The sequence below is a fragment of the Thioalkalivibrio sp. ALMg9 genome, assembly GCF_000380625.1.
In the GTDB taxonomy this organism is placed as follows: Bacteria; Pseudomonadota; Gammaproteobacteria; order Ectothiorhodospirales; family Ectothiorhodospiraceae; genus Thioalkalivibrio; species Thioalkalivibrio versutus.
This window is the reverse complement of sequence record NZ_AQYC01000006.1, coordinates 229,850-250,660: the sequence shown is the minus strand read 5'-3', so window position 1 is coordinate 250,660 and position 20,811 is coordinate 229,850. Positions and strand designations below refer to the sequence as shown.

Sequence of the window (20,811 nt, the reverse complement as noted above, 5' to 3'; positions counted from 1 at the left end):
CGCATGAAGCACATCATCATCCTCGGGGCCGGGCAGGTCGGGCAGTCGCTGGCGGAGGCGCTGAGCGCCGACGGGATCGACATTACGGTGGTCGATTACCGCGCCGAGATGCTGGCGGAGCTGGAGGATCGTTTCGACATCAAGACCGTGCACGGCTTTGCCGCGCACCCCTCGGTGCTGGAGGCAGCCGGTGCGCAGGACGCGTCCATGCTGATCGCGGTCACCAACTCGGACGAGACCAACATGGTCGCCTGCCAGGTGGCCTCCACGCTGTTCAATATCGAGACCAAGATCGCCCGGGTGCGGGCCCGCGACTACCACGAGACCCCGGCGCTGTTCGCCCAGGACGCGATGCCGGTGGACATGCTGATCTCGCCCGAGGCCATCGTGACCAGCCACATCCAGCGCCTGATCGAGCACCCCGGTTCGCTCCAGGTGCTGGAATTCGCCGAGGGCCGAGTTTCGCTGGTGGGGGTGCGCGCCTACTACGGTGGCCCGCTGGTCGGGCACGAGCTGAAGAATCTGCAAAACGACATGCCGGGCATCCAGACCCGGGTGGCCGCGATCTTCCGCAAGGATCGCTCGATCCAGCCGGATGGTTCCACGGTGATCGAGGCCGATGACGAGGTGTTCTTCGTCGCGGCGAAGAAGAACATCCGCGCGGTGACCTCGGAGCTGCGCAAGCTGGAAAAGCCCTACAAGCGGATCATGGTGGCCGGTGGCGGCAACATCGGCGAGCGCCTGGCCGAGACGCTCAGCAAGCGCTACCGGGTCAAGGTGATCGAACGCGATTCCGAACGGGCCGATCATCTGGCGCGGACGCTACCCAGCAATGTCCTGGTGCTGCACGGGGACAGCTCGGATGACCGCTTCCTCGAATCCATCAACGTCGAGCACAGCGACGTGTTCTGCGCGGTCACCAACGACGACCAGGCGAACATCTTCGCCGGGATGCTGGCCAAGCGCTGGGGCGTGCGCAAGGTGATGTCGCTGATCAATCGGCCGAGCTACGTGGACCTGCTGCAAAGCGGGACCATCGATGTCGCGATCTCGCCACAGCAGGCGACCATCGGTGCGCTGCTGGCGCGGGTGCGCGAGGGCGGAACCGCCACCGTGCATGCCCTGCGCCGCGGTGCGGCCGAGGCGATCGAGACCGTGGTCAACGGCGATGCCCGGACGTCGCAGGTGGTCAGCCGCCGGATCGACGAGATCGACTTTCCCGAGGGCACTCGCGTCGGAGCGGTGGTGCGGGGCGAGGAGGTCATCATCCCCCATCGCGACACGGTCATCGAGGCCGGCGACCACGTGATTCTATTCGTGACCGATCGGCGCAAGGTGAAGCAGGTGCAGCGCCTGTTCCAGCCCACGGCGCTGTTCTTTTAGGGAAACACTGATCAATGTACACACTCGCGTTGGTATCCCAGGTTCCCCGATCCTGCGTTGCGGCCCTTGCCGGTAGAACCACTACCGGCTGCGCACCGCGCCTTGTCTCGGGGAACCTGGGTTACCAACCCCGCGGGGCTCGGCCGCTTTTGCGCGCGCACGGCGTTGCGGTTCCCTTGTGCAGAATGACTGCACGGCAGTCACCGCGCCTTGTTCGCACGCAAAAGCGACTCGAGCGCGAGTGCGTACATTCATCAGTGTTTCCCTAGGCGGAGCGCGCGGATGCTCCATCTCGCCTCCACGGCCCGGCTGCTGGGTGTCCTGCTGACGCTGTTCAGTCTGGCGATGCTGCCGCCGGCGGCCATCGGCTTTCTGTACGGGGAGTCCACCGCGTACGTGTTCCTGCAGGCCTTCGCCCTCCTGTTGCTGATGGGCGGGCTGCTGTGGGCGCCGTTGTACCGCATGCGCCAGGAGCTGCAGGCGCGCGACGGCTTCATCCTGGTGGTGCTGTTCTGGCTGGGACTGGGGATCGCCGGGGCGACACCGCTGTACCTCGACCCGAGCCTGCAGGTGTCCTTCACCGATGCCGCCTTCGAGTCGATGTCCGGCCTGACCACGACCGGCGCCACGGTGCTGACCGGGCTGGATGATCTGCCGCGGGCGCTGCTGTGGTATCGCCAGCAGCTGCAGTGGATGGGCGGCATGGGGATCATCGTGCTGGCGGTGGCCATCCTGCCGCTTCTGGGCGTGGGCGGCATGCAGCTGTTCAAGGCCGAGACCCCGGGGCCGATCCGCGACAACAAGCTGACGCCGCGAATCGCCGAGACCGCGCGCAACCTCTGGTACATCTACCTGGGCCTGACCGTGGCCTGCGCGCTGGCCTACTGGGCCGCCGGCATGGATGCCTTCGATGCGATCGCGCACTCCTTCACCACCGTGGCGATTGGTGGCTTTTCGACCTATGACGCCAGCATCGGTCATTTCGACTCCGTGGCGATCGAGATGGTCGCCATCGCGTTCATGGTTCTGGGCGGGATGAACTTTGCTCTCCACTTTCTGGTGCTGCACCGCGCGACCTGGAAGCCTTACCGGCGGGACGAGGAGTTACGCGCCTACCTCCTGGTGCTCGGCTCGGCGATCGTCCTGGTGGTCGGTTTCATGCTCTGGAGCGGGTTTACCGATCAGTTCGGGGATGCATTGCGCCGCGGGGTCTTCCATGTCGTGTCCATTGCGACCACGACGGGATATGCCACCGACAGCTTCTACCTGTGGCCCGGTTTCCTGCCTGTGTTGTTGATCCTCCTGTCGTTCATCGGTGGCTGTACCGGTTCCACCGGTGGTGGCATGAAGGTGGTGCGCGTGCTGTTGCTGGTGAAGCAGGGGCTGCGCGAGATCAAGCGTCTGATCCACCCGCACGCGCGGATCGCCGTGAAGGTCAACGGGAAGGAGGCCCCGGATCGCGTCGTGCAGGCGGTGTGGGGCTTCCTGGCGGCCTACGTGATGGTGTTCGTAGTGATGATGCTGGGGCTGATGGCATCCGGTCTGGATCAGGTGACCGCGTTCTCGGCAGTGGCGGCCTCGCTGAACAACCTGGGTCCCGGTCTGGGCGAGGTCGGGCCCAACTTCCAGTCGATCAACGATTTCAGCAAGTGGGTCCTGGTGGTTGCGATGCTGATGGGGCGCCTGGAAATCTTTACCGTGCTGGTGCTTCTGTCGCCCGCCTTCTGGCGGCGTTAGCCTGACTGTACGTATCGGCACGCGCCGAGGGAGGTACCCCATGAGCGACATGATCGAACGCTTCCAGAATATGCTCGACGGCGGTCAGGATTCCGCCATGCTGCGTTTCTCGCTGGGCAATGCCCTGGCGACCGATGGCCAGCTGGAGGCCGCAGTGCCCCATCTGCAGCGGGCGCTGGATCTGGACGGCGGTTATTCCGCGGCCTGGAAGCTGCTGGCGAAGACGCTGGTGGAGCTGGAGCGCCCCGAGTCGGCCCTGTCCACCTGCGAGCGCGGTATCCGCGTGGCCACCGAGAAGGGTGATCTGCAGGCCGCGAAGGAGATGGAGGTCTACGCCAAGCGCGCCCGCAAGCAGCAGGCCGCCACGGACGGGCCCGCCGACGGTACCGGGGGCGCATGAGCGCTGTCGACGACGAAACCGGGCGGCGCGAGGACGCTGGTGCCTACCAGGCCCCGCTGACCGCCGCGCACTTCGCCCCGCGTTACTGGGGCAGCTGGCTGTTGCTGGGCCTGGCCTGGGTGCTGCAGGAGCTGCCGCGACCGGCCGTGCGCGGTCTCGCCGGCGGCCTGGGCCGGCTGATTCGCCGGCTGGCCGGGCGCAGTCGGGCGGTGGTCGAGCGCAACCTGGAGCTGTGCTTCCCGGCGATGACCGCCGCGGAGCGCGCCCAGCGCCTGGAGGCCTATTACCGCTACCAGGCGCAGACGGCGCTGGACTACGGGTTGCTGTGGTTCGGCAAGCCCGGCCAGCACGCCGCCCGCATTCGCATCGAGGGTCTGGAGCACTACGAGCGCCTGCGCTCCGGCGGGACGCCAGTGATCATCCTGGCGCCGCATTCCCTGGGGCTGGATTACGGCGGCGTGCGCATGAGTCAGATGTTCGACGGCGTGTCCTTCGCCAAGCCGATGAAGAACCCGGTGCTGGAGTGGATCAACCACCGCAGCCGCACGCGCTATTCCGGCGATATCTTCGCCCGCGACCAGGGCCTGCGCCCGGCCATTCGCCAGCTCAAGCGCGGTCGCTTCTTCTATTACCTGCCGGACGAGGACCTGGGCGCCGAGGGCGCGGTATTCGTGGATTTCTTCGGTGTTCAGAAGGCCACGCTGACCGCGCTGGCGCGCCTGGCGCGCATGTCGAAGGCGGCGGTCCTGCCCAGCTTCGCCTGGTATGACGCGGCGGCGGACCAGTACGTGATGCGCCTGTGGCCGCCCCTGGAAGACTATCCCTCGGGGGATGATGCCGTCGATGCGCGGCAGATGAACGCCGCCATCGAGCGTGGCATCGAGCAGGCCCCGGCGCAGTACCTGTGGTCCATGCGCCTGTTCCGCACCCGGCCCGAGGGCGAGCCGCGCCTGTACCCCGCGCGCGAGCGCTGATCCCGCCCTCATGCCCGAGGGCGACACGATCCACAAGCTGGCCGCCGCGTTGCGGCCGGTACTGGAGGGCGCAACGCTGACTGCGGTAGCGACCCGCGCCCGGCGCGGCGATCCGTTGCTCGAGCATGGCGCGATGACCGCCGGGACCGTGCAGGCCCGGGGCAAGCACTTGTTGCTGGATCTTGCAGCTGCGGATGGCCGGCCGTGGCAGTTGCGCACCCACCTGGGTATGTACGGGACCTGGCACCAGTACGCCCCGGGTGTCGCCTGGCACAAGCCGGCCTCCAGTGCCTGGGCCATCCTCAGCCTCCCGGAGCGGGTACTGGTCTGCTTTCACCCTCGCGAACTGCAGTGGCGCCCGCGCACGGCGGGGGCGGCGGATGTCCCGCGTCTGGATGCCCGTGTCGGCCCTGATCTGCTGGACCCGGCGATCGACCTGGATGCCGTGGTCATGCGGGTGCGGACCGTCGCGGACCCGGCGCGCCCGATCCTGGATGTGCTGCTGGATCAGTCGCTGGCGGCGGGCATCGGAAACATCTACAAGTCAGAGGTGCTGTTCCTGCAAGGCTGTCACCCGCTGTGGCCTCTCGGGCAGGTGTCGCAGCGAGTGCTGGCGGGGCTGTACCGCGATGCCGAGCGGTTGCTGCGGCGCAACTTGAAGCCGGGTCCGCGCATCACCCGCGAGCGCGCGGAGGAGGGGGCGTTCCTGAACGTCTATGGCCGCCGTGGCGAGCTCTGCCGGCAGTGCGGCGCACCGGTCGAATATGCCCTGCTGGGCGAACACGGCCGCTCGACGTACTGGTGCCCTGTCTGCCAGCCGAGGGAACCCGCCGCCTGAACACAGGTACCAATGGACATCGGACCGAACAAGGAGCGAGCCATGAGCAAGCGCAAACATATCCTGGGACGTGTAACGGTGGTTCCCATGACCGTGGGCCTTCTGGTGGCATGCACCGGGTCCTCCGGGGTCTCGGCCGAGGGCCTGGAGGGCGGGCAGCAGGATCTGCAGGTCAGCGTGCTGCACGAGGAACTGAATCACCCCTGGGCCATCGCCTTCCTGCCCGAAGGCGGTGCACTGATCAGCGAGCGCCCGGGCACCCTGCGCTGGTTCGAGGACGCCGAGGCCTTCGACGGGCGGGGCGCGCTGGTCCCGGGGTTGCCGGACGACCTGCAGGCGCGCAACCAGGGCGGTTTGCTGGATCTTGCCCTGCATCCGGAGTTCGCCGACAACCGCTGGCTGTACTTCACCTACTCGGCGAGCGTGGAGGGCGGACTGACGACCCGCCTGGCGCGTGGGCGCTTCCAGGATGGCGAGCTGCAGGACGTGGAGACGCTGTTCACCGCCGAGCCGGGTGTCAGCGGCGGCCGCCACTTCGGCAGCCGCATCGTGTTTGACCAGGCCGGGTACGTGTACATCAGCGTGGGTGACCGCGGCGATCGCGATCATGCGCAGGACACCTCCACCCATATCGGCAGCATCATCCGGCTGCATGACGATGGTTCGGTGCCGGATGACAACCCGCTGGTGGATGAACCCGACGCCCGCCCGGAGATCTGGGCCTGGGGTGTGCGCAACCCGCAGGGCATGGTAATGGACCCCGAGACCGGCACCTTCTGGCAGAACGAGCATGGCCCGCGCGGGGGTGACGAGGTCAACATCATCGAACCTGGCCTGAATTACGGCTGGCCGGTCATTACCCACGGCGAGGAATACCGTGGCGGCCAGGTGGGCGAGGGCCTGACCGAGAAGGAGGGGATGGAATCACCGCTGCATCACTGGACGCCTTCCATTGCCCCGTCCGGCATGGCGATCCTGCGCGATCCGGCCTTTGCCGACTGGGATGGTGACCTGCTGGTCGGCGGACTGGTGCACCAGACGCTGCGCCGCCTGACCTTCGACGGGCGCGACCTGGTCAATGAGTCCGAGGTGCTGCCGGATCTGGATCGCCGTGTGCGCGACGTGCGCGTGCACGAAGGCGCAATCTACGTACTTACCGACCACAACCCGGGGGAGCTGATCCGGCTCACCCCGGCTGACTGATGGAGTCGCCGATGTTCGCATTTTCCGAGCCGCGCATGCCTGCGCCCGAGCAGGCCTTGCCCGGGCGCGAGGAGCCGATGCCGGTGCCCGGGCGCCACATGGTGCTGGGAACCCCGTTGGCACCGCCGTACCCCGAGGGCATGCAGGTGATCCAGTTCGGCATGGGCTGCTTCTGGGGCGCCGAGCGACTGTTCTGGCAGCTGGACGGGGTGTACTCCACCAGCGTCGGTTACGGCGGCGGCTATACCCCGAATCCGACCTATCGCGAGGTATGCAGCGGCCAGACCGGGCACACCGAACTGGTGCGTGTGGTATTCGATCCGCGGCGAGTCGACCTGGATGCGCTGTTCCGCACCTTCTGGGAAGGCCACGACCCGACCCAGGGCATGCGCCAGGGCAACGACGTCGGTACCCAGTACCGCTCCGCGATCTACACCACCGATGCGGACCAGCTGGCGGCCGCCGAGACCAGCCGCCAACGCTTCCAGGCCGCGCTGGACAAGGCTCGGGGCGGAACGATCAGCACGGAGATCGTCGAAGGGGCGGCGTTCTATTTCGCCGAAGAGGATCACCAGCAATACCTGGCCAAGGTCCCCCACGGCTACTGCGGCCTCGGCGGCCTCTCCGTGCCGTACCCGGCCTGAGCGCCTGCCCTTCTTCGTGTCTTCTTGGTGAATCGGGTTTTAGCCGGTATTGGCGGCGGCCCGAACCAGGGCGTGGAACAGACGCTGGTGGCGACGCTTCTGGGGCAGGTATTCCGGGTGCCACTGCACGCCGATGCACCACCCGCGGTCGGCCTCGATCGCCTGTACCACGCCGCTGCTCTCGCGGCCGGCGACCCTTAGCCCGCGACCCAGGCCATCCACCGCCTGATTGTGCAGGGCGTTCACGTGCAGCGTGGCGTCGCCCAGGATGTCGGCCAGGTGGCTGCGCGGCTCCAGCTGCACCGGCTTGACCGGCAACAGGCTGCGGGCCTGTGGTGTTTCCACGTAGAACTCGGCCAGATCGCGCTGCAGCGTGCCGCCGCGCACCACGTTGACCAGCTGCATGCCGCGGCAGATGCCGAGGATCGGCCGATGATCGTCCAGCGCGCGGTGGATCAGGGCCTTCTCCAGGCGGTCGCGGTCGACGTCCAGTACGCCGCCGTGCGACTGGAACAGCCGGCGCAGCAGCCACAGGGCCGGGTAGAAGAGATAGCCGATCAGGCGCTGCGAGAGGCGGCGCTCCGCCTGGCGGATGGCGGCCGCATCCGGCCCATCGGGCAGGGTCTCGCCGTAGAGCTCGGGGTCGACATCCGCCCCGCCGCCCACGATCAGTCCGTCGAACGGGCAACGGCCGCGCGGCTTTCCCGGGCGCAACCGCAAAGGGCGGCCTCCCGCGCGCCACACCGCCAGGGCGGTGAACAGCCAGGCCGGACCCCCGCCCTGGTCCGGCCCGGTGATCGCGATCACCGGGCGACGGGCTTGGGGCGTGACCCGGCTGGTTGCATTGGGAGCCGAGTCAGAACCAGTCACGGAGGCGCTGGCTCCAGTCGTCGGCCCAGCGGCCGAGGGCCTGGCCGGGGCGGTCCAGGTATTCCCGCGACAGGCGCTCCAGGCGTTCCGGATCCGCCGCCAGACGTTCCACCTCGACCCAGCCATTGAACGGTCGCGCCAGGCTCCAGTCCGGGTCGTCGATCTCGCAGTTCGGCAGGCGGTAATGGAAGGCCGGGCGCGGTTTGATCAAGTCGTGTTCCACCGGTGCGGCGTTGACCCGTTCCGGGTCCAGGTGGGCAAACAAGGGCAACAGGTCCAGTGGTCGGTTGCGCGTCGGGCTGTGTGCCAGGTAGGCATCGATCAGGCCGGCCTGATCGGGTTGGAAGTCCGGGTCCAGCATGTGGCGTACAAAGGGCCCGGGAAATGCCCGAATGTAGGGCGACAGTCGCCGTGCCAGGTCGATTGCGCCGGCCGCGGTGAGGGCCTCGGCCATCAGCAGGAAGCTGCGCAGGATCGCCAGCAGCCACTCGGCATCGGTGCGGTGGATCTCGATATTGATCTGCAACCCGAAGGCGTACAGAAACGACCGTTCGGTGCCCTGGGCGCCGGCCTCTTGCAGGGCCGCGCGTACCCGGTCGAGGCGGGGCAGGTCGGCCACCGGGATCGGCGGGGCCACGATTTCATGCGGCACCAGGCGGCCGGCGGCGTCGGCCAGCCAGCGATCCAGCGCCGCCTTGTCGGAGTCGTCCAGCGAGATGCCGAGGCGCGCGAGATGCTCGCGGTAGGCCCGGTCCTTCAGCACCCGGGCGTCCAGTTCCAGCTGGAAGTCGCCGACGTCGGTATCGCGCACGCGGGCGACGAACGCATTGTCCGGTTCGATCTGCCCTCCGAATTCGGCCTTTACTGCTTCGGCCATAATCTCCAGCGAGACCCCGGCCATCTCGATCTCTACCCCGATGCGACGCGGTTCGCCCTCGGGGCTGTCGGGCCACGGGAGGTCGTGGAAGGGCTCGCTCATGCGTGTCTCGAAGCCGTGCAAGGAGAGCTCCATGATAACGGCTCGGTGTACCTCGTGCGGCCCGGGCAGTAGGATAGGCGCCGACCTACAGGAGCCCGCCGAGCCCATGGATCGAATCTATCTGCGCGACCTCGAAATCGATGCCGTTGTCGGTGTCTACGACTGGGAACAGCGGATCCAGCGCCGCCTGCGATTCGACATCGAACTGGCGGCGGATACCCGCATCGCCGCCTATTCCGGCGAGATCGGCGATACCGTCGATTACGAGGCGGTGGCCAACGCGGTGCGGGCCATCGTCACGCGCGAGCCGCACGCGCTGCTGGAATCCCTGGCCGAAGAGATCTCCGAGGCCCTGATGGCCCAGTTCGGCACCCCCTGGGTGCGCATCAAGCTGGGCAAGCCCGGGGCCGTTCCCGGTGTACGCGAGGTCGGCATCGAGATCGAGCGCGGCACCCTCGCGACGGCCGACTAGCCCCTCTTCTCCTACGGGCCCTTCCGGCCCGCTTTCCTGCCTCTTGTTCCGCGTCTGCCCCGTGCGGGGACCGGACCGTGTTCACACTTTTTGTTGATTGCACGCTTTTGGTGCGTGTGCACTTTTAGTGCGCACCATCCAGAGGCAAAACCTCGTGGTTCGGCCGCAACACGTGTTGTGAAAAGCCGATTTTGCTCCCTTTTGGTACTTGGCACAGCCCGTGCAAGGACCGGGTGTCGACTACGCGACACTCGATTGACCAATCTGGGAGATGACCAACATGAAGAAGTTCACCCGTTCCGCGCTGGCCGCTGCTGTCCTCACCGTAGGCTCCACCGGTGGCATCGCGTTTACCTCCACCGCCGCCGCGGAGCTGTCCGTGAACATTGGTGCGGTGTCCAACTACTACTTCAGGGGCTTTTCCGAAAGCGATGACGGTGCGGCCATTCAGGGCGGCATTGATTACGAGCATGCCTCCGGGTTTTACGCCGGAACCTGGCTGTCGAACGTCGATTTTGGTGATGACACCAGCTACGAGCTCGATCTCTATGCCGGATTCGCCGACGAGTTCGCCAGCGGGTTCGGATACGACGTTGGCTACATCTACTATGCCTACCCCGATGCCCGTGATGACACCGGCTCCCTGAGCGCCGACTTTGGCGAGATCTACGGGGAAGTCAGCTTTGATACTGGCACCGTCGGTCTCTACGGCGGTATGGCCTATGTTGTTCACGACAGTGATGACTCGGCCTTGCAGGATGACGACATGTACTTCTACGCCGGTCTGGATATCCCGTTCATGGATGTCTACAGCGCCGGGTTCCTCGTGGGTCGTACCAGCTTCGACGATTCCGATGCCGAAAACTACACCCATTACACCGCCAGCCTGGCGCGCGACGCCGGGGACTGGGGCGAGTTCAGCCTTAACCTCGAGTATGTCGACGAATCCGACGAGGACCTGGGCGCCTGGGTGGGCTGGTCCAAGACGTTCTGAAGCCGGCTATTACCTCTTAATGCAAAGGCGGGTCCGTGGATCAGCGGACCCGCCCACAGGAGTCTGACATGAAGATGATTACCGCCGTGATCAAGCCGTTCAAGCTTGATGATGTTCGCGAGGCGATCTCGGAGATCGGCGTGCAGGGCATGACCATGACCGAAGTGAAGGGTTTTGGTCGCCAGCGCGGTCATACCGAGTTGTATCGCGGTGCCGAGTATGTAGTCGATTTTCTGCCCAAGGTGAAGCTTGAAGTGGCCGTTGACGAAAACCTGGTCGACCAGGTCGTCGAGGCCATTTCAAAGTCCGCCAGCACGGGCAAAATCGGCGACGGCAAGATCTTTATTACGCCGGTGGAGCAGGTCGTGCGCATTCGCACGGGCGAAACCGGACCGGAAGCGCTTTAAACCTTTGCCTTCCAGCGAATGAGGAATTTCAATCATGGAAATTGAACAGCAAGTTGTCGAACTCGCCTATGCGATGGACACCTTTTACTTTCTGGTGGCCGGTGCACTGGTGATGTGGATGGCCGCGGGCTTCACCATGCTCGAGGCCGGTATGGTGCGCACCAAGAGTGTGGCCGAAATCGCAACCAAGAATATCGCCCTGTATTCGATCGCCAGCATCATGTACATGCTGATCGGCTACAACATCATGTACAGCGATGGTCTCAGCTCCATTATCCCGGGGCTGGGCTTCCTGATCAGCGGCGACAACGCAGTCGCGGACGTGCTGGGTAGCGGTGGCGACATCTACTACTCGGATCGTGCCGACTTCTTCTTCCAGGTCGTGTTCGTCGCCACCGCGATGTCCATCGTCTCGGGTGCCGTGGCCGAGCGCATGAAACTGTGGGCCTTCCTGGCCTTTGCGGTCGTGCTGACGGGCTTCATCTACCCGATCCAGGGCTTCTGGAGCTGGGGTGGCGGTATCCTCGACCAGATCGGCTACCTGGACTACGCCGGTTCCGGCATCGTCCACTTCACGGGTGCCGCTGCGGCGCTGGCCGGTGTGTTGCTCCTCGGGGCGCGCAAGGGCAAGTACGGCGCGGATGGCAAGATCAACGCCATTCCGGGTTCCAACATGCCGCTGGCCACGCTGGGTGTGCTGATCCTGTGGCTGGGTTGGTTCGGCTTTAATGGCGGGTCCGAGCTGAAGGTGTCGGACATCGAGTCCGCCAATGCCGTGGCCGCCGTGTTCGCCAACACCAACCTGGCCGCGGCCGGGGGTGTGGTTGCCGCGCTGATCACCACCCGTCTGATCTTCGGCAAGGCCGACCTGACCATGGCGCTGAACGGAGCGGTTGCGGGGCTGGTGTCCATCACTGCCGAGCCGCTGATGCCCAGCCCGGTCCTGGCGATGATCATCGGTGCCGTGGGTGGTGTGATCGTGGTGTTCTCGATCGTCGCCCTCGACAAGCTGAAGATCGACGACCCGGTTGGTGCGATCTCCGCGCACGGGACGGCCGGTATCTGGGGCGTGATGGCGGTCCTGCTGTCGAACCCGGATGCGACCTTCTTCGGGCAGATCGTGGGCCTGCTCGCCATCTTCGTTTTCGTCTTCGTGGCCAGCCTGATCGTCTGGGCGATCCTCAAGGCGGTGATGGGCATCCGCCTGAGCGAAGAGGACGAGGCCATGGGCGCCGATATCGCCGAGTGCGGTCTCGAGGCCTACCCGGAGTTCACCGGGAAGCAATAAAGCCTCGTTAACCTGAAACCGGGGTCGGGCCGTAACCCGGCGCGATCCCGACACATCGTCTCCTCCGACGCCGACAAGACAGTCTCCCAGGACTTGGATGTTGGCCTTTCGGCGCCCCTTTACCGGGCGCCTTTTTTTGTTCGGTATGCGGGCCGAACGGGGCTACCCGCGCCGGACTTGCAGGTAACATCCCGCTGCAACCCGATCCCGGTTCCGAGCCTCTCCCTCAAGCAGCGTCTCCCGGTCCGGCCATTCATCCCCGTACCCCGGCTTCGGTTACGATCCCGCTTTTGCCGCACCGGAACCCTGTCGCATGGATCGCCTGCTGGACGTCCGACAACTGCAAACGCCACAGCTGGGCCCGCTGGATCTGGCGGTTCAGCCGGGCGAACTGGTGCAGGTCACCGGCGCCTCGGGTGCCGGCAAGTCCCTGCTGTTGCGCGCTCTGGCGGATCTCGACCCCAGCACGGGGGAGGTGATGCTGAACGGCGAGGCGCGCGACGCCATGCTGCCGGTCCAGTGGCGCCGGCGCGTGGCCTATGTGCCGGCCGAGACCGCCTGGTGGGGCGAGCGCGTGGACGAACACCTGCCCGCCGATTTCTCGCGCGAGGCGGCCCTGCACCTGCTGGAACAGGTCGCGTTGCCCGAGGCCTCGCTGGGGTGGGAGGTCGAGCGTCTCTCCAGCGGCGAAAAACAGCGCCTGGGTCTGGTGCGCGCGCTGCTGAACCGGCCCCGTGTCCTGCTGCTGGACGAGCCCACCGCCAACCTGGACCTGGAGAACACCAAGCGCATCGAGCGCGCGGTGCGGGCGTACTTGGCCGAAGAAGAGGCGGCGGCACTATGGGTCAGTCATGACACGCTGCAGCGCCAGCGTCTGGGCGGGCGCATCCTGACCATCCGCGATGGCCAGTTGGAGGCCAACGCATGGACCTGATCTCGCTTTCCGCACTGGATCTGACGCTGGCGGCGCTGCTGGTTGTCGCCCTGGCTGGCCTGACCATCTGGGCGCGCATGGGGCTGGGGCGCAGCCTGCTGATCGCCGGGGCGCGCACCGTGATCCAGCTGCTGCTAATCGGCTTGGTGCTGCAGACGCTGTTCGACCACGCGCACCTGGGCTGGGTGGCGCTGATGGCGCTGGTCATGGTGTCGATCGCGGGCTACGAGGTGATGGCGCGTCAGCAGCGCCGTTTTGCCGGGTTGTGGGGCTACGGGATCGGTGCGGTCACCATGTTCGTTTCGGCCTTTGCCGTCACCGTGCTCGCGCTGACCACGATGGTGGGACCCTCGCCCTGGTGGGAGCCGCAGTACGCCATCCCGCTGCTGGGGATGCTGCTAGGCAACACCATGACCGGCATCGCGCTGGGGCTGGACCGCCTGACCCAGACGGTCTGGCGCGAGCGCCGCACCATCGAGGCCCGCCTGGCGCTGGGCTCGGGCTGGAGCGAGGCCGTCGCCACCATGCGCCGCGAGGCCGCCCGTTCCGGCCTGATGCCGACCATCAATGCCATGGCCGCGGCCGGTATCGTCAGCCTGCCGGGCATGATGACGGGCCAGATCCTCGCCGGTGCCCCGCCGGTGGAGGCGGTCAAGTACCAGATCCTGATCATGTTCCTGATCACTGCCGGCACCGGCTTCGGCACCCTCGGCGCGGTCTGGTTCGCCTCCCGCCGCCTGTTCGACACCCGCGAACGCCTGCGCCTCGACCGCCTCAAGCCGGGCCGCCACACGTAGCCATATCCACCACGAACGGTGCATTTCGCATTCGCTCAATGCGCCCTGCGACGCGCGGCCGAGCCCTCGTAGGATGCGCTGAGCGCAGCGAACCGCATCACATGGCGTGTGTTTCGCGACCCCCTGCGCGTGCAGACCCTACGAGCCGCGTTTCAAATCTCGGTAGAAGTTTTCGTGTGTGCCCAGCAGTAGCAGGAGGCGGGTGGTGGGGTCGTAGTCGTAGGCGAGCAGCATCAGTTGCTCGCGCGACTTGAACTTGTAGACCATGACCCCGGCCAGATCGCCTTTCTTGCTGGTGCCGATCTCGGGGTTGCGGACGATCTCGGCAACCGCTTCGTCCACGTCGGTTTTCTGGGCGGGATGGAGGCGCTTGTAGGCACGCCGGAAGCGAGTGCTTTGAAGCACCTCCACGTCCGCGGCCATTAGTCGCGTTTGCCCTCGGGGGTGAACGGGGTGGCGAGTTCCCGGCCCTCGGCGCGAGCGATCAGCAGCTCGCAGACGAAGTCGATGGGCAGGTCCGGGTTGTCCATGGCGGTGCGCCCCACTTCGGCCCAGAACTCGATCTGACCGGCGATGGTCCGGTGCTCGGCCTTGGCGTGGGCCCGGGCCTGCTGATACAGCGTCTCATCAATGCGGACGGGCAAACTCATGGCGTGCCTCCTCTACTACAAATGTAGTCAGATTAGCGCGGCCCTGCATGGTTCGCAATGACGGGGCCAGCAAGCACCGTCATCGCGAGGAGCGCAGCGACGTGGCGATCTGCGTGGGCGCCCCAGCGCCGGCCCGGGCAAACGTCGGGGTTGCGTCGGGAGGTTATTCGCTGCGCTCGCCCTTTGGGCCGGCCTGCGGCCGTTCAACGCGCTTCGCGCTTTTGTGCCACGGCCCCTGGCGGGGCCTCGCAATGACTGGTTCCTGGAGGGCCGCGCCAGGGGGCTGCCCGGGATCAGGCGAACAGCTTGCGGCGGAAGAACTCGGGCGTGGCCCCGGCGGCGCGGTGGATGGCGGCGTTGTAGTAGTGGGTGACAAACGTCGCCTCCTCGGCTGCTTCCTCGCGCAGGAAGGATACCGGGGCGTCCTTCGCCGCGATGGTGCAGGTCCACCAGCCGGAGGGGTAGGTGGGTTGTGGGAAGTGCATCGTCAATGCATCGATGAAGCCGGCCGCGCGCAGGCTGTCGTGCATCGGGCGGATGATGCTCTCGGTATGCAATAGCGGCGATTCGCTTTGCTGTACCAGCAGGCCGTCCGGGCCCAGGGCCTTTACGCAGTCCTTGTAGAAGGCGGTGGAGAACAGGCCTTCGGCCGGGCCCACCGGATCGGTGGAGTCGACGATGATCACGTCGACGGAGCCGGGTGTGGCGTCCTGCAGGTACTGCACGCCGTCGTCGAACAGGAGCTCGGCGCGCGGGTCGTCGTTGGCGTCGCACAGCTCCGGGAAGTACTGCTCGGCCAAGCGGGTGACGCGCTCGTCGATATCTACCTGCACGGCCTTTTGCACTTCGTCGTGCTTGAGCACTTCGCGCAGGGTGCCGCAGTCGCCGCCGCCAATAATGACCACGTTCTTCGGGGCGCTGTGCGAGTAGAGCACCGGGTGCGACATCATCTCGTGGTAGATGAAGTTGTCGCGCCCGGTGAGCATCACGCAGCCGTCGATCACCATCAGGTTGCCGAAGGCCTCGGTCTCGTAGATCTCGATCTTCTGGTACGGGGTCTGTTCTTCGTGCAGCTTCTGCTTGATGCGCAGGGACAGCGCCATGTTTTCGTGCGGTTCGCTGAACCAGTTGTTGTCGAGTGCCATTGGGCGGCTCCCCTTGCGGATGCGGTGGACGGTATGATGCGCCGCTATGATAGTGCCCTGTATCCTGCGGGCAACTCTGAACCTCCCCGTCATTGCGAGGAGCGAAGCGACGCGGCAATCGCTTTCCATGTCCACCGGAACGCCGAGGGCGAGCAGCGCAACCAAACGCACGGCCCTCGTTCAGGAGATTACTCGCTACGCTCGCCCTTCGGGCCGGCCGGCGGCCGTTCAACGCAGCTTCGCTGCTTTTGTGCTTCGTCGCCTGCGGCTCCTCGCAATGACGGGCGAGATGTCTTCGTAGATCCCAAGGAATCGCCATGACCGTCACGCCCTGGAATCTGGATGAGGCCCGCGCCACCTACGGGATCGACCACTGGAATGGTGGCTTTTTCGATCTGAACGACGCTGGCCATGTGGTGATGCGGCGACCGGATTGGCCGGATCACCCGGGTGTCGATCTGCATGAGCTGGCCGGGCGTCTGCGCGAGGAGCATATCGGGCCGCCGGTGCTGGTGCGTTTCCAGGACGTGCTGGACGGGCGTGTGCGCCGCCTGGCGCGGGCCTTTGATGCGGCCGCACGCGAGCTGGACTACCAGGGCGCGTTCACGGCGATCTATCCGATCAAGGTGAACCAGCAGCGCAGCGTGGTGGATCAGATCCTGGCGGCGGGCGACACGCCGGATGCCGATGGCTTTACCCCACGGGTGGGGCTGGAGGCGGGCAGCAAGCCGGAACTGATGGCCGTGCTCGCGCAGTCGCGCCCGGGCGCCGCGATCATCTGCAACGGCTACAAGGACCGCGAATACGTGCGCCTGGCGCTGATCGGGCGCCAGCTCGGGCATCGCGTGTACATCGTGATCGAGAAGCCCTCGGAGCTGGAGGAGGTCATCCGCCAGGCCGAGCACATGGATATCGCACCCCTGCTGGGGCTACGCGTGCGCCTGGCGTCGATCGGCAAGGGCAAGTGGCAAAACACCGGCGGCGAGAAGGCCAAGTTCGGCCTCTCCGCGGCGGATGTGCTGGGCATCCTCGAGCGCCTGCGCGGCCTCGGCTGGCTGGATCGGCTGCAGCTGCTGCACTTCCACATGGGCTCGCAGATCGCGAACATCCGCGATATCCAGAACGGCATGGGCGAGGCGGCCAGCTACTTCGCCGCGCTGACCGAAGCGGGTGCCGCGCTTCAGGTGGTGGATGTCGGCGGCGGCCTGGGTATCGACTACGAGGGGTCGCGCTCGCGCAACGAATGCTCCATCAACTACTCGGTGGAGGAGTACGCGCTGAACATCCTGCGCCCGCTCAAGCGCATCTGCGAGGAGCATGATCTCGCCATGCCCGAGGTGTTCAGCGAGTCGGGACGGGCGCTGACCGCGCATCACGCGGTGTTGATCACCAACGTGATCGACTGCGAGCCAGCCCCGGGGGATGGTGCTATACCGCCGGCGCCGGACGACGAGCTGCCCGAGATCGCCGCGATGCGCGCGCTGCTGGACGAGCGCGACCGCCCGGCCTCGGAGATCTATCACGACGCCGCCTTCGGCCTGTCCGACCTGCAGGCGCGTTTCGCCCGCGGGATGCTTTCGCTGGCGGACCGGGCCCGCGCCGAGGCGATCTATTTCGCCCTGTGTCAGCGGCTGCTGGCACAGCCGGATGCGCTGCCGGCCGAGATCCATGCGGAGCTGACGGACAAGCTGGCGGACAAGGTTTTCTGCAATTTCTCCGTGTTCCAGTCGATCCCGGATACCTGGGCGATCAACCAGATCTTCCCCATCATGCCGCTGCACCGCCTGGACGAGGCCCCGACCCGCCGCGCCGTGCTGCAGGATCTGACCTGTGACTCCGACGGCCACATCGAGCATTACGTGGAGCGCGAGGGTACGCACACCACCCTGGCGCTGCACCCGTGGAAAACGGGCGAGGCCTACTATCTCGGCATCTTCCTGGTCGGGGCCTACCAGGAGATCCTCGGCGACTTGCACAACCTGTTCGGCGACACCGACACGGTGAACGTGGAACTGACCGAGCAGGGCGGCTACCGCCTGCTGAACCCCGAGCGCGGCGACACCGTGGATGAACTGCTCTCCTACGTGCACTTCGCCCCGGACGACCTGCGCCGCGCCTTCCGCGCCAAGATCGATGCCATCGGCCTGCGCGGCGAGGCCGCCGGGCGCCTGCTGGCGGAACTGGAACACGGCCTGACCGGCTACACCTATCTCGAGGACTGAACCCATGCAGTGTTACGTCTATCGCGCGACCAAGCGTGCCGATACCTATGTGTATCTCCCGGAGAAGGATGATTTCTCCGAACTCCCCGAGGGCGTGGTTCGGGCGCTCGGTCGCCTGGAGTTCGCGCTGGAGTTCGAGCTGACCCCGGAACGCACCCTGGCCCAGGAAGACCCGCAGAAGGTCCTCGCCAACCTCGATGAGCAGGGCTTCCACCTCCAGTTCCCGCCTCCGGAAGAAGACCGCTAGCCCTGACCTAGCCGCTTGGGCCCTTGCCGTCGACCTGGGGGGGGGGCTCTCCGTCACCCCGGATCGTTGCATATCGTCGTCACCCTGCCGCTGGCGCCCTCTTCGGCGTCCTGGGCACCGGCCTCTCCCCCGTCATCCCGGACACCGCGCAGCGGTGATCCGGGATCTTGTGCGCCGTGGTCTGGCCAGGCCTTGGGGGTATCCGGCGTGGGAGATTCCGGCTCTTCGCTGCGCTGCGGCCGGGATGACGACGTGGGAGCACCACATGGTCGCGGCGAGCGGCGGCCGGGATGACGAGGTCGCTCGGCATTGTCGGGGCGCGAACTGCGCCGCGCTTTGGCCGGGATGACGGGCGCAAGCGTGCGGAGCCTGCGCTGAAAACGTGGAAGTCTCAGCGCGCCAACGCATAACTCTGTATAGTGTCGGCCCTTTTGCCAGTATCTAGAGTTTGCATTCCATGACCGAGAAGCTTCGCAATATCGCCATCATCGCCCACGTTGATCATGGCAAGACCACGCTGGTCGACCAGCTCCTGCGCCAGTCCGGCACCCTCGACAAGCGTGGCGATCACGGCGAGCGGATCATGGACTCCAACGCCATCGAGAAGGAACGCGGGATCACCATTCTCGCCAAGAACACTTCCATCGAATGGAAGGACTACCGCATCAACATCGTCGACACCCCCGGACACGCCGACTTCGGTGGCGAGGTCGAGCGTGTGCTGTCGATGGTCGACTCGGTGCTGCTGCTGGTGGACGCGGTGGATGGCCCGATGCCGCAGACCCGCTTTGTCACCCAGAAGGCCTTCGCCATGGGCTTCAAGCCGATCGTGGTGATCAACAAGGTGGACCGCCCCGGCGCGCGCCCCGACTGGGCCGTGGATCAGGTCTTCGACCTGTTCGATCGCCTGGGCGCGACCGACGAGCAGCTGGACTTCCCGATCGTGTTCGCCTCCGCGCTGAACGGCTTTGCCGGCATGGATTCCAGCGTTACCGAAGGCGACATGACCTGCCTGCTGGAGACCATCGTCGAGCATGTGTCCCCGCCGAACGTCGATGCGGAAGGCCCGTTCCAGATGCAGGTCTCCTCGCTGGACTACAACAGCTATCAGGGTCTGATCGGCATCGGCCGCGTGAAGCGCGGGCACATCAAGCCGAACAGCCCGGTGAAAGTGGTGGACCGCGAAGGCGGCGTGCGCAATGGCCGCATGCTGCAGATCATGGGCTTCCACGGCCTGGAGCGCGTGGAGGTCGAAGAGGCCCGCGCCGGCGACATCATCACCTTCACCGGGATGGACAAGCTGTTCATCTCCGACACACTGTGTGATCCGAACCACGTCGAGGCGATGGAACCGCTCACCGTCGACGAGCCGACCGTGAGCATGACCTTCCAGGTCAACTCCTCGCCGTTCGCCGGGCGCGAAGGCAAGTACGTTACCTCGCGCGTGCTGCGCGATCGCCTGCAGGAAGAGCTGAAGCACAACGTGGCGCTGCGCGTCGAAGAGGGCGAGGACCCGGACAAGTTCAAGGTCTCCGGCCGCGGCGAGCTGCATCTCGGCATCCTGATCGAGAACATGCGTCGCGAGGGCTACGAGCTCTCCGTTGCGCGCCCCGAGGTGGTCATCAAGGAAGTCGACGGCGTGCGGCAGGAGCCCTACGAAGCCGTCACCGTGGATGTCGAGGAGCAGCACCAGGGCACGATCATGGAGAAGCTCGGCGAACGCCGCGGCGACATGACCAACATGGTCCCCGACGGCAAGGGCCGCGTGCGCCTGGACTTCATCATCCCGTCGCGCGGGCTGATCGGCTTCCAGACCGAGTTCATGACCGCGACCTCCGGCACCGGCATCCTGCACCACATCTTCGACCACTACGGCCCGTACCAGCCCGGTTCGGTCGCCTCGCGCCAGAACGGCGTGCTGATTGCCAACGCCACCGGCAAGGCGCTGGGCTTTGCCCTGTTTAACCTGCAGGACCGCGGCAAGATGTTCATCGGCCCCGGCGAAGAGGTCTACGAGGGCATGGTCATCGGGCTGCACTCGCGCGAGAACGACCTGGTCGTGAACGCGCTCAAGGCCAAGCAGCTCACCAACGTCCGCGCTTCCGGCACCGACGAGAACATCCAGCTCACCCCGCCGATCCGCATGACGCTGGAACAGGCCATCGAGTTCATCGACGAAGATGAGCTGGTCGAGGTCACCCCGGAGAGCCTCCGCATCCGCAAGAAGTTCCTGGTGGAGCACGAGCGCAAGAAGGCCTCCCGCGCCTCGGCGTAACCGCTAGCGCCAACGCCCCTTCAGGGGCCAAGGCAAAAAAAGCGCCCGGTCGGTTCATCCGCCGGGCGCTTTTTGTTTGGGCATCGGGCCGCTGCAAACAACGCCTACGTCATCCCGGAAATCGCAGCGCGATTATCCGGGATCTCCATAGGGCGCCCCGCCCGGGGGCAGGGCAGGAAAGGCGTCCTACTGAAAGAGACCCCGGTTCACCGTTTCGCGGCCCGGGGATGAAGGCGTGCAGCGCGCGCGGGATCCAGCGTCACGTCACCGACAATATGCCTTTTGACTCGCGCTGTCCGGCTAGCAGTCGCTCGGAGCAAAAGGCAAGGTTTGACCCTGTAGCCGCTGTAGC

General features: G+C 66.0%; 21 protein-coding genes. 16 read left to right on the top strand and 5 right to left on the bottom strand.

Annotation, left to right across the window (positions count from 1 at the left end; genetic code table 11):
- The first annotated feature begins 3 nt into the window (after positions 1-3).
- The 7 genes from trkA to msrA all read left to right on the top strand — a co-directional run bounded on the left by trkA (position 4) and on the right by msrA (position 7,179).
- On the top strand, positions 4-1,383 hold the full coding sequence (gene trkA, locus F792_RS0103305; protein WP_018144642.1) for a Trk system potassium transporter TrkA: 1,380 nt from the start codon (positions 4-6) through the stop codon (positions 1,381-1,383).
- A 282-nt stretch (positions 1,384-1,665) separates the two neighbouring features.
- The gene (locus F792_RS0103300) at positions 1,666-3,120 is read left to right on the top strand and encodes a TrkH family potassium uptake protein (protein ID WP_018168356.1); all 1,455 of its coding nucleotides are present in this window, start codon (positions 1,666-1,668) and stop codon (positions 3,118-3,120) included.
- A 40-nt stretch (positions 3,121-3,160) separates the two neighbouring features.
- Positions 3,161-3,520: a tetratricopeptide repeat protein gene (locus F792_RS0103295; RefSeq protein ID WP_018168355.1), complete on the top strand. Its 360-nt coding sequence runs from the start codon at positions 3,161-3,163 to the stop codon at positions 3,518-3,520.
- Positions 3,517-4,494, top strand: a complete 978-nt coding sequence (locus F792_RS0103290) for a lysophospholipid acyltransferase family protein (RefSeq protein ID WP_018168354.1) — start codon at positions 3,517-3,519, stop codon at positions 4,492-4,494. The genes F792_RS0103295 and F792_RS0103290 overlap by 4 nt, the downstream gene beginning before the upstream one ends.
- 10 nt (positions 4,495-4,504) lie before the next feature.
- Positions 4,505-5,332: a DNA-formamidopyrimidine glycosylase family protein gene (locus F792_RS0103285; RefSeq protein WP_018168353.1), complete on the top strand. Its 828-nt coding sequence runs from the start codon at positions 4,505-4,507 to the stop codon at positions 5,330-5,332.
- Positions 5,333-5,374: 42 nt separating this feature from the next.
- Positions 5,375-6,535 (top strand): PQQ-dependent sugar dehydrogenase, encoded by a 1,161-nt coding sequence (locus F792_RS0103280; protein ID WP_018168352.1) that lies wholly within the window; start codon positions 5,375-5,377, stop codon positions 6,533-6,535.
- Between the two features lie 11 nt (positions 6,536-6,546).
- Positions 6,547-7,179, top strand: coding sequence for a peptide-methionine (S)-S-oxide reductase MsrA (msrA, locus tag F792_RS0103275; protein WP_018168351.1), 633 nt, complete (start codon positions 6,547-6,549; stop codon positions 7,177-7,179).
- 39 nt (positions 7,180-7,218) lie between these two features.
- Here the strand turns inward: msrA and F792_RS0103270 are convergent, their stop codons facing one another.
- Together F792_RS0103270 and F792_RS0103265 are read right to left on the bottom strand one after the other, a co-directional pair.
- On the bottom strand, positions 7,219-7,986 hold the full coding sequence (locus tag F792_RS0103270) for a gamma-glutamyl-gamma-aminobutyrate hydrolase family protein (RefSeq protein WP_018168350.1): 768 nt from the start codon (positions 7,984-7,986) through the stop codon (positions 7,219-7,221).
- 49 nt (positions 7,987-8,035) lie between these two features.
- Positions 8,036-9,061 carry an amidoligase family protein gene (locus F792_RS0103265; RefSeq protein WP_018168349.1) on the bottom strand — a complete coding sequence of 342 codons (1,026 nt, stop codon included), beginning with the start codon at positions 9,059-9,061 and terminating at the stop codon, positions 8,036-8,038.
- Between the two features lie 73 nt (positions 9,062-9,134).
- On the opposite strand from F792_RS0103265, the gene folB reads away from it, so the two are divergent.
- The 6 genes from folB to fetB all read left to right on the top strand — a co-directional run bounded on the left by folB (position 9,135) and on the right by fetB (position 13,920).
- Entirely contained in the window at positions 9,135-9,500 is a 366-nt protein-coding gene (gene folB, locus F792_RS0103260; protein WP_018168348.1) for a dihydroneopterin aldolase, read from the top strand.
- 280 nt (positions 9,501-9,780) lie between these two features.
- Positions 9,781-10,494: a TorF family putative porin gene (locus F792_RS0103255; RefSeq protein WP_026305888.1), complete on the top strand. Its 714-nt coding sequence runs from the start codon at positions 9,781-9,783 to the stop codon at positions 10,492-10,494.
- Positions 10,495-10,562: 68 nt separating this feature from the next.
- Positions 10,563-10,901, top strand: coding sequence for a P-II family nitrogen regulator (locus F792_RS0103250; RefSeq protein WP_012981610.1), 339 nt, complete (start codon positions 10,563-10,565; stop codon positions 10,899-10,901).
- Between the two features lie 34 nt (positions 10,902-10,935).
- A complete protein-coding gene (locus tag F792_RS0103245) occupies positions 10,936-12,189 on the top strand; it encodes an ammonium transporter (RefSeq protein WP_018144631.1) in 1,254 nt (417 codons plus the stop codon).
- Positions 12,190-12,502: 313 nt separating this feature from the next.
- A complete protein-coding gene (locus F792_RS0103240) occupies positions 12,503-13,123 on the top strand; it encodes an ATP-binding cassette domain-containing protein (protein WP_018168346.1) in 621 nt (206 codons plus the stop codon).
- Positions 13,114-13,920: an iron export ABC transporter permease subunit FetB gene (gene fetB / locus F792_RS0103235; protein ID WP_018168345.1), complete on the top strand. Its 807-nt coding sequence runs from the start codon at positions 13,114-13,116 to the stop codon at positions 13,918-13,920. The genes F792_RS0103240 and fetB overlap by 10 nt, the downstream gene beginning before the upstream one ends.
- A gap of 138 nt (positions 13,921-14,058) precedes the next feature.
- Here fetB and F792_RS0103230 read toward each other — a convergent pair whose 3' ends face one another.
- The 3 genes from F792_RS0103230 to speE all read right to left on the bottom strand — a co-directional run bounded on the left by F792_RS0103230 (position 14,059) and on the right by speE (position 15,715).
- Positions 14,059-14,343: a type II toxin-antitoxin system RelE/ParE family toxin gene (locus tag F792_RS0103230; RefSeq protein ID WP_018168344.1), complete on the bottom strand. Its 285-nt coding sequence runs from the start codon at positions 14,341-14,343 to the stop codon at positions 14,059-14,061.
- Positions 14,343-14,570, bottom strand: a complete 228-nt coding sequence (locus F792_RS0103225) for a ParD-like family protein (protein WP_018144627.1) — start codon at positions 14,568-14,570, stop codon at positions 14,343-14,345. Before F792_RS0103225 ends, F792_RS0103230 begins: the two co-directional genes overlap by 1 nt.
- 293 nt (positions 14,571-14,863) lie before the next feature.
- The gene (speE, locus tag F792_RS0103220) at positions 14,864-15,715 is read right to left on the bottom strand and encodes a polyamine aminopropyltransferase (protein ID WP_018168343.1); all 852 of its coding nucleotides are present in this window, start codon (positions 15,713-15,715) and stop codon (positions 14,864-14,866) included.
- Between the two features lie 317 nt (positions 15,716-16,032).
- Between speE and speA the strand changes: the two genes are divergently transcribed.
- From speA to typA, 3 genes are all read left to right on the top strand, one after another.
- The gene (gene speA, locus F792_RS0103215; RefSeq protein WP_018168342.1) at positions 16,033-17,937 is read left to right on the top strand and encodes a biosynthetic arginine decarboxylase; all 1,905 of its coding nucleotides are present in this window, start codon (positions 16,033-16,035) and stop codon (positions 17,935-17,937) included.
- 4 nt (positions 17,938-17,941) lie between these two features.
- A complete protein-coding gene (locus F792_RS0103210; RefSeq protein WP_018144623.1) occupies positions 17,942-18,184 on the top strand; it encodes a YcgL domain-containing protein in 243 nt (80 codons plus the stop codon).
- 457 nt (positions 18,185-18,641) lie between these two features.
- On the top strand, positions 18,642-20,459 hold the full coding sequence (gene typA / locus F792_RS0103205) for a translational GTPase TypA (protein WP_018168341.1): 1,818 nt from the start codon (positions 18,642-18,644) through the stop codon (positions 20,457-20,459).
- The last annotated feature ends 352 nt before the right edge of the window (positions 20,460-20,811 follow it).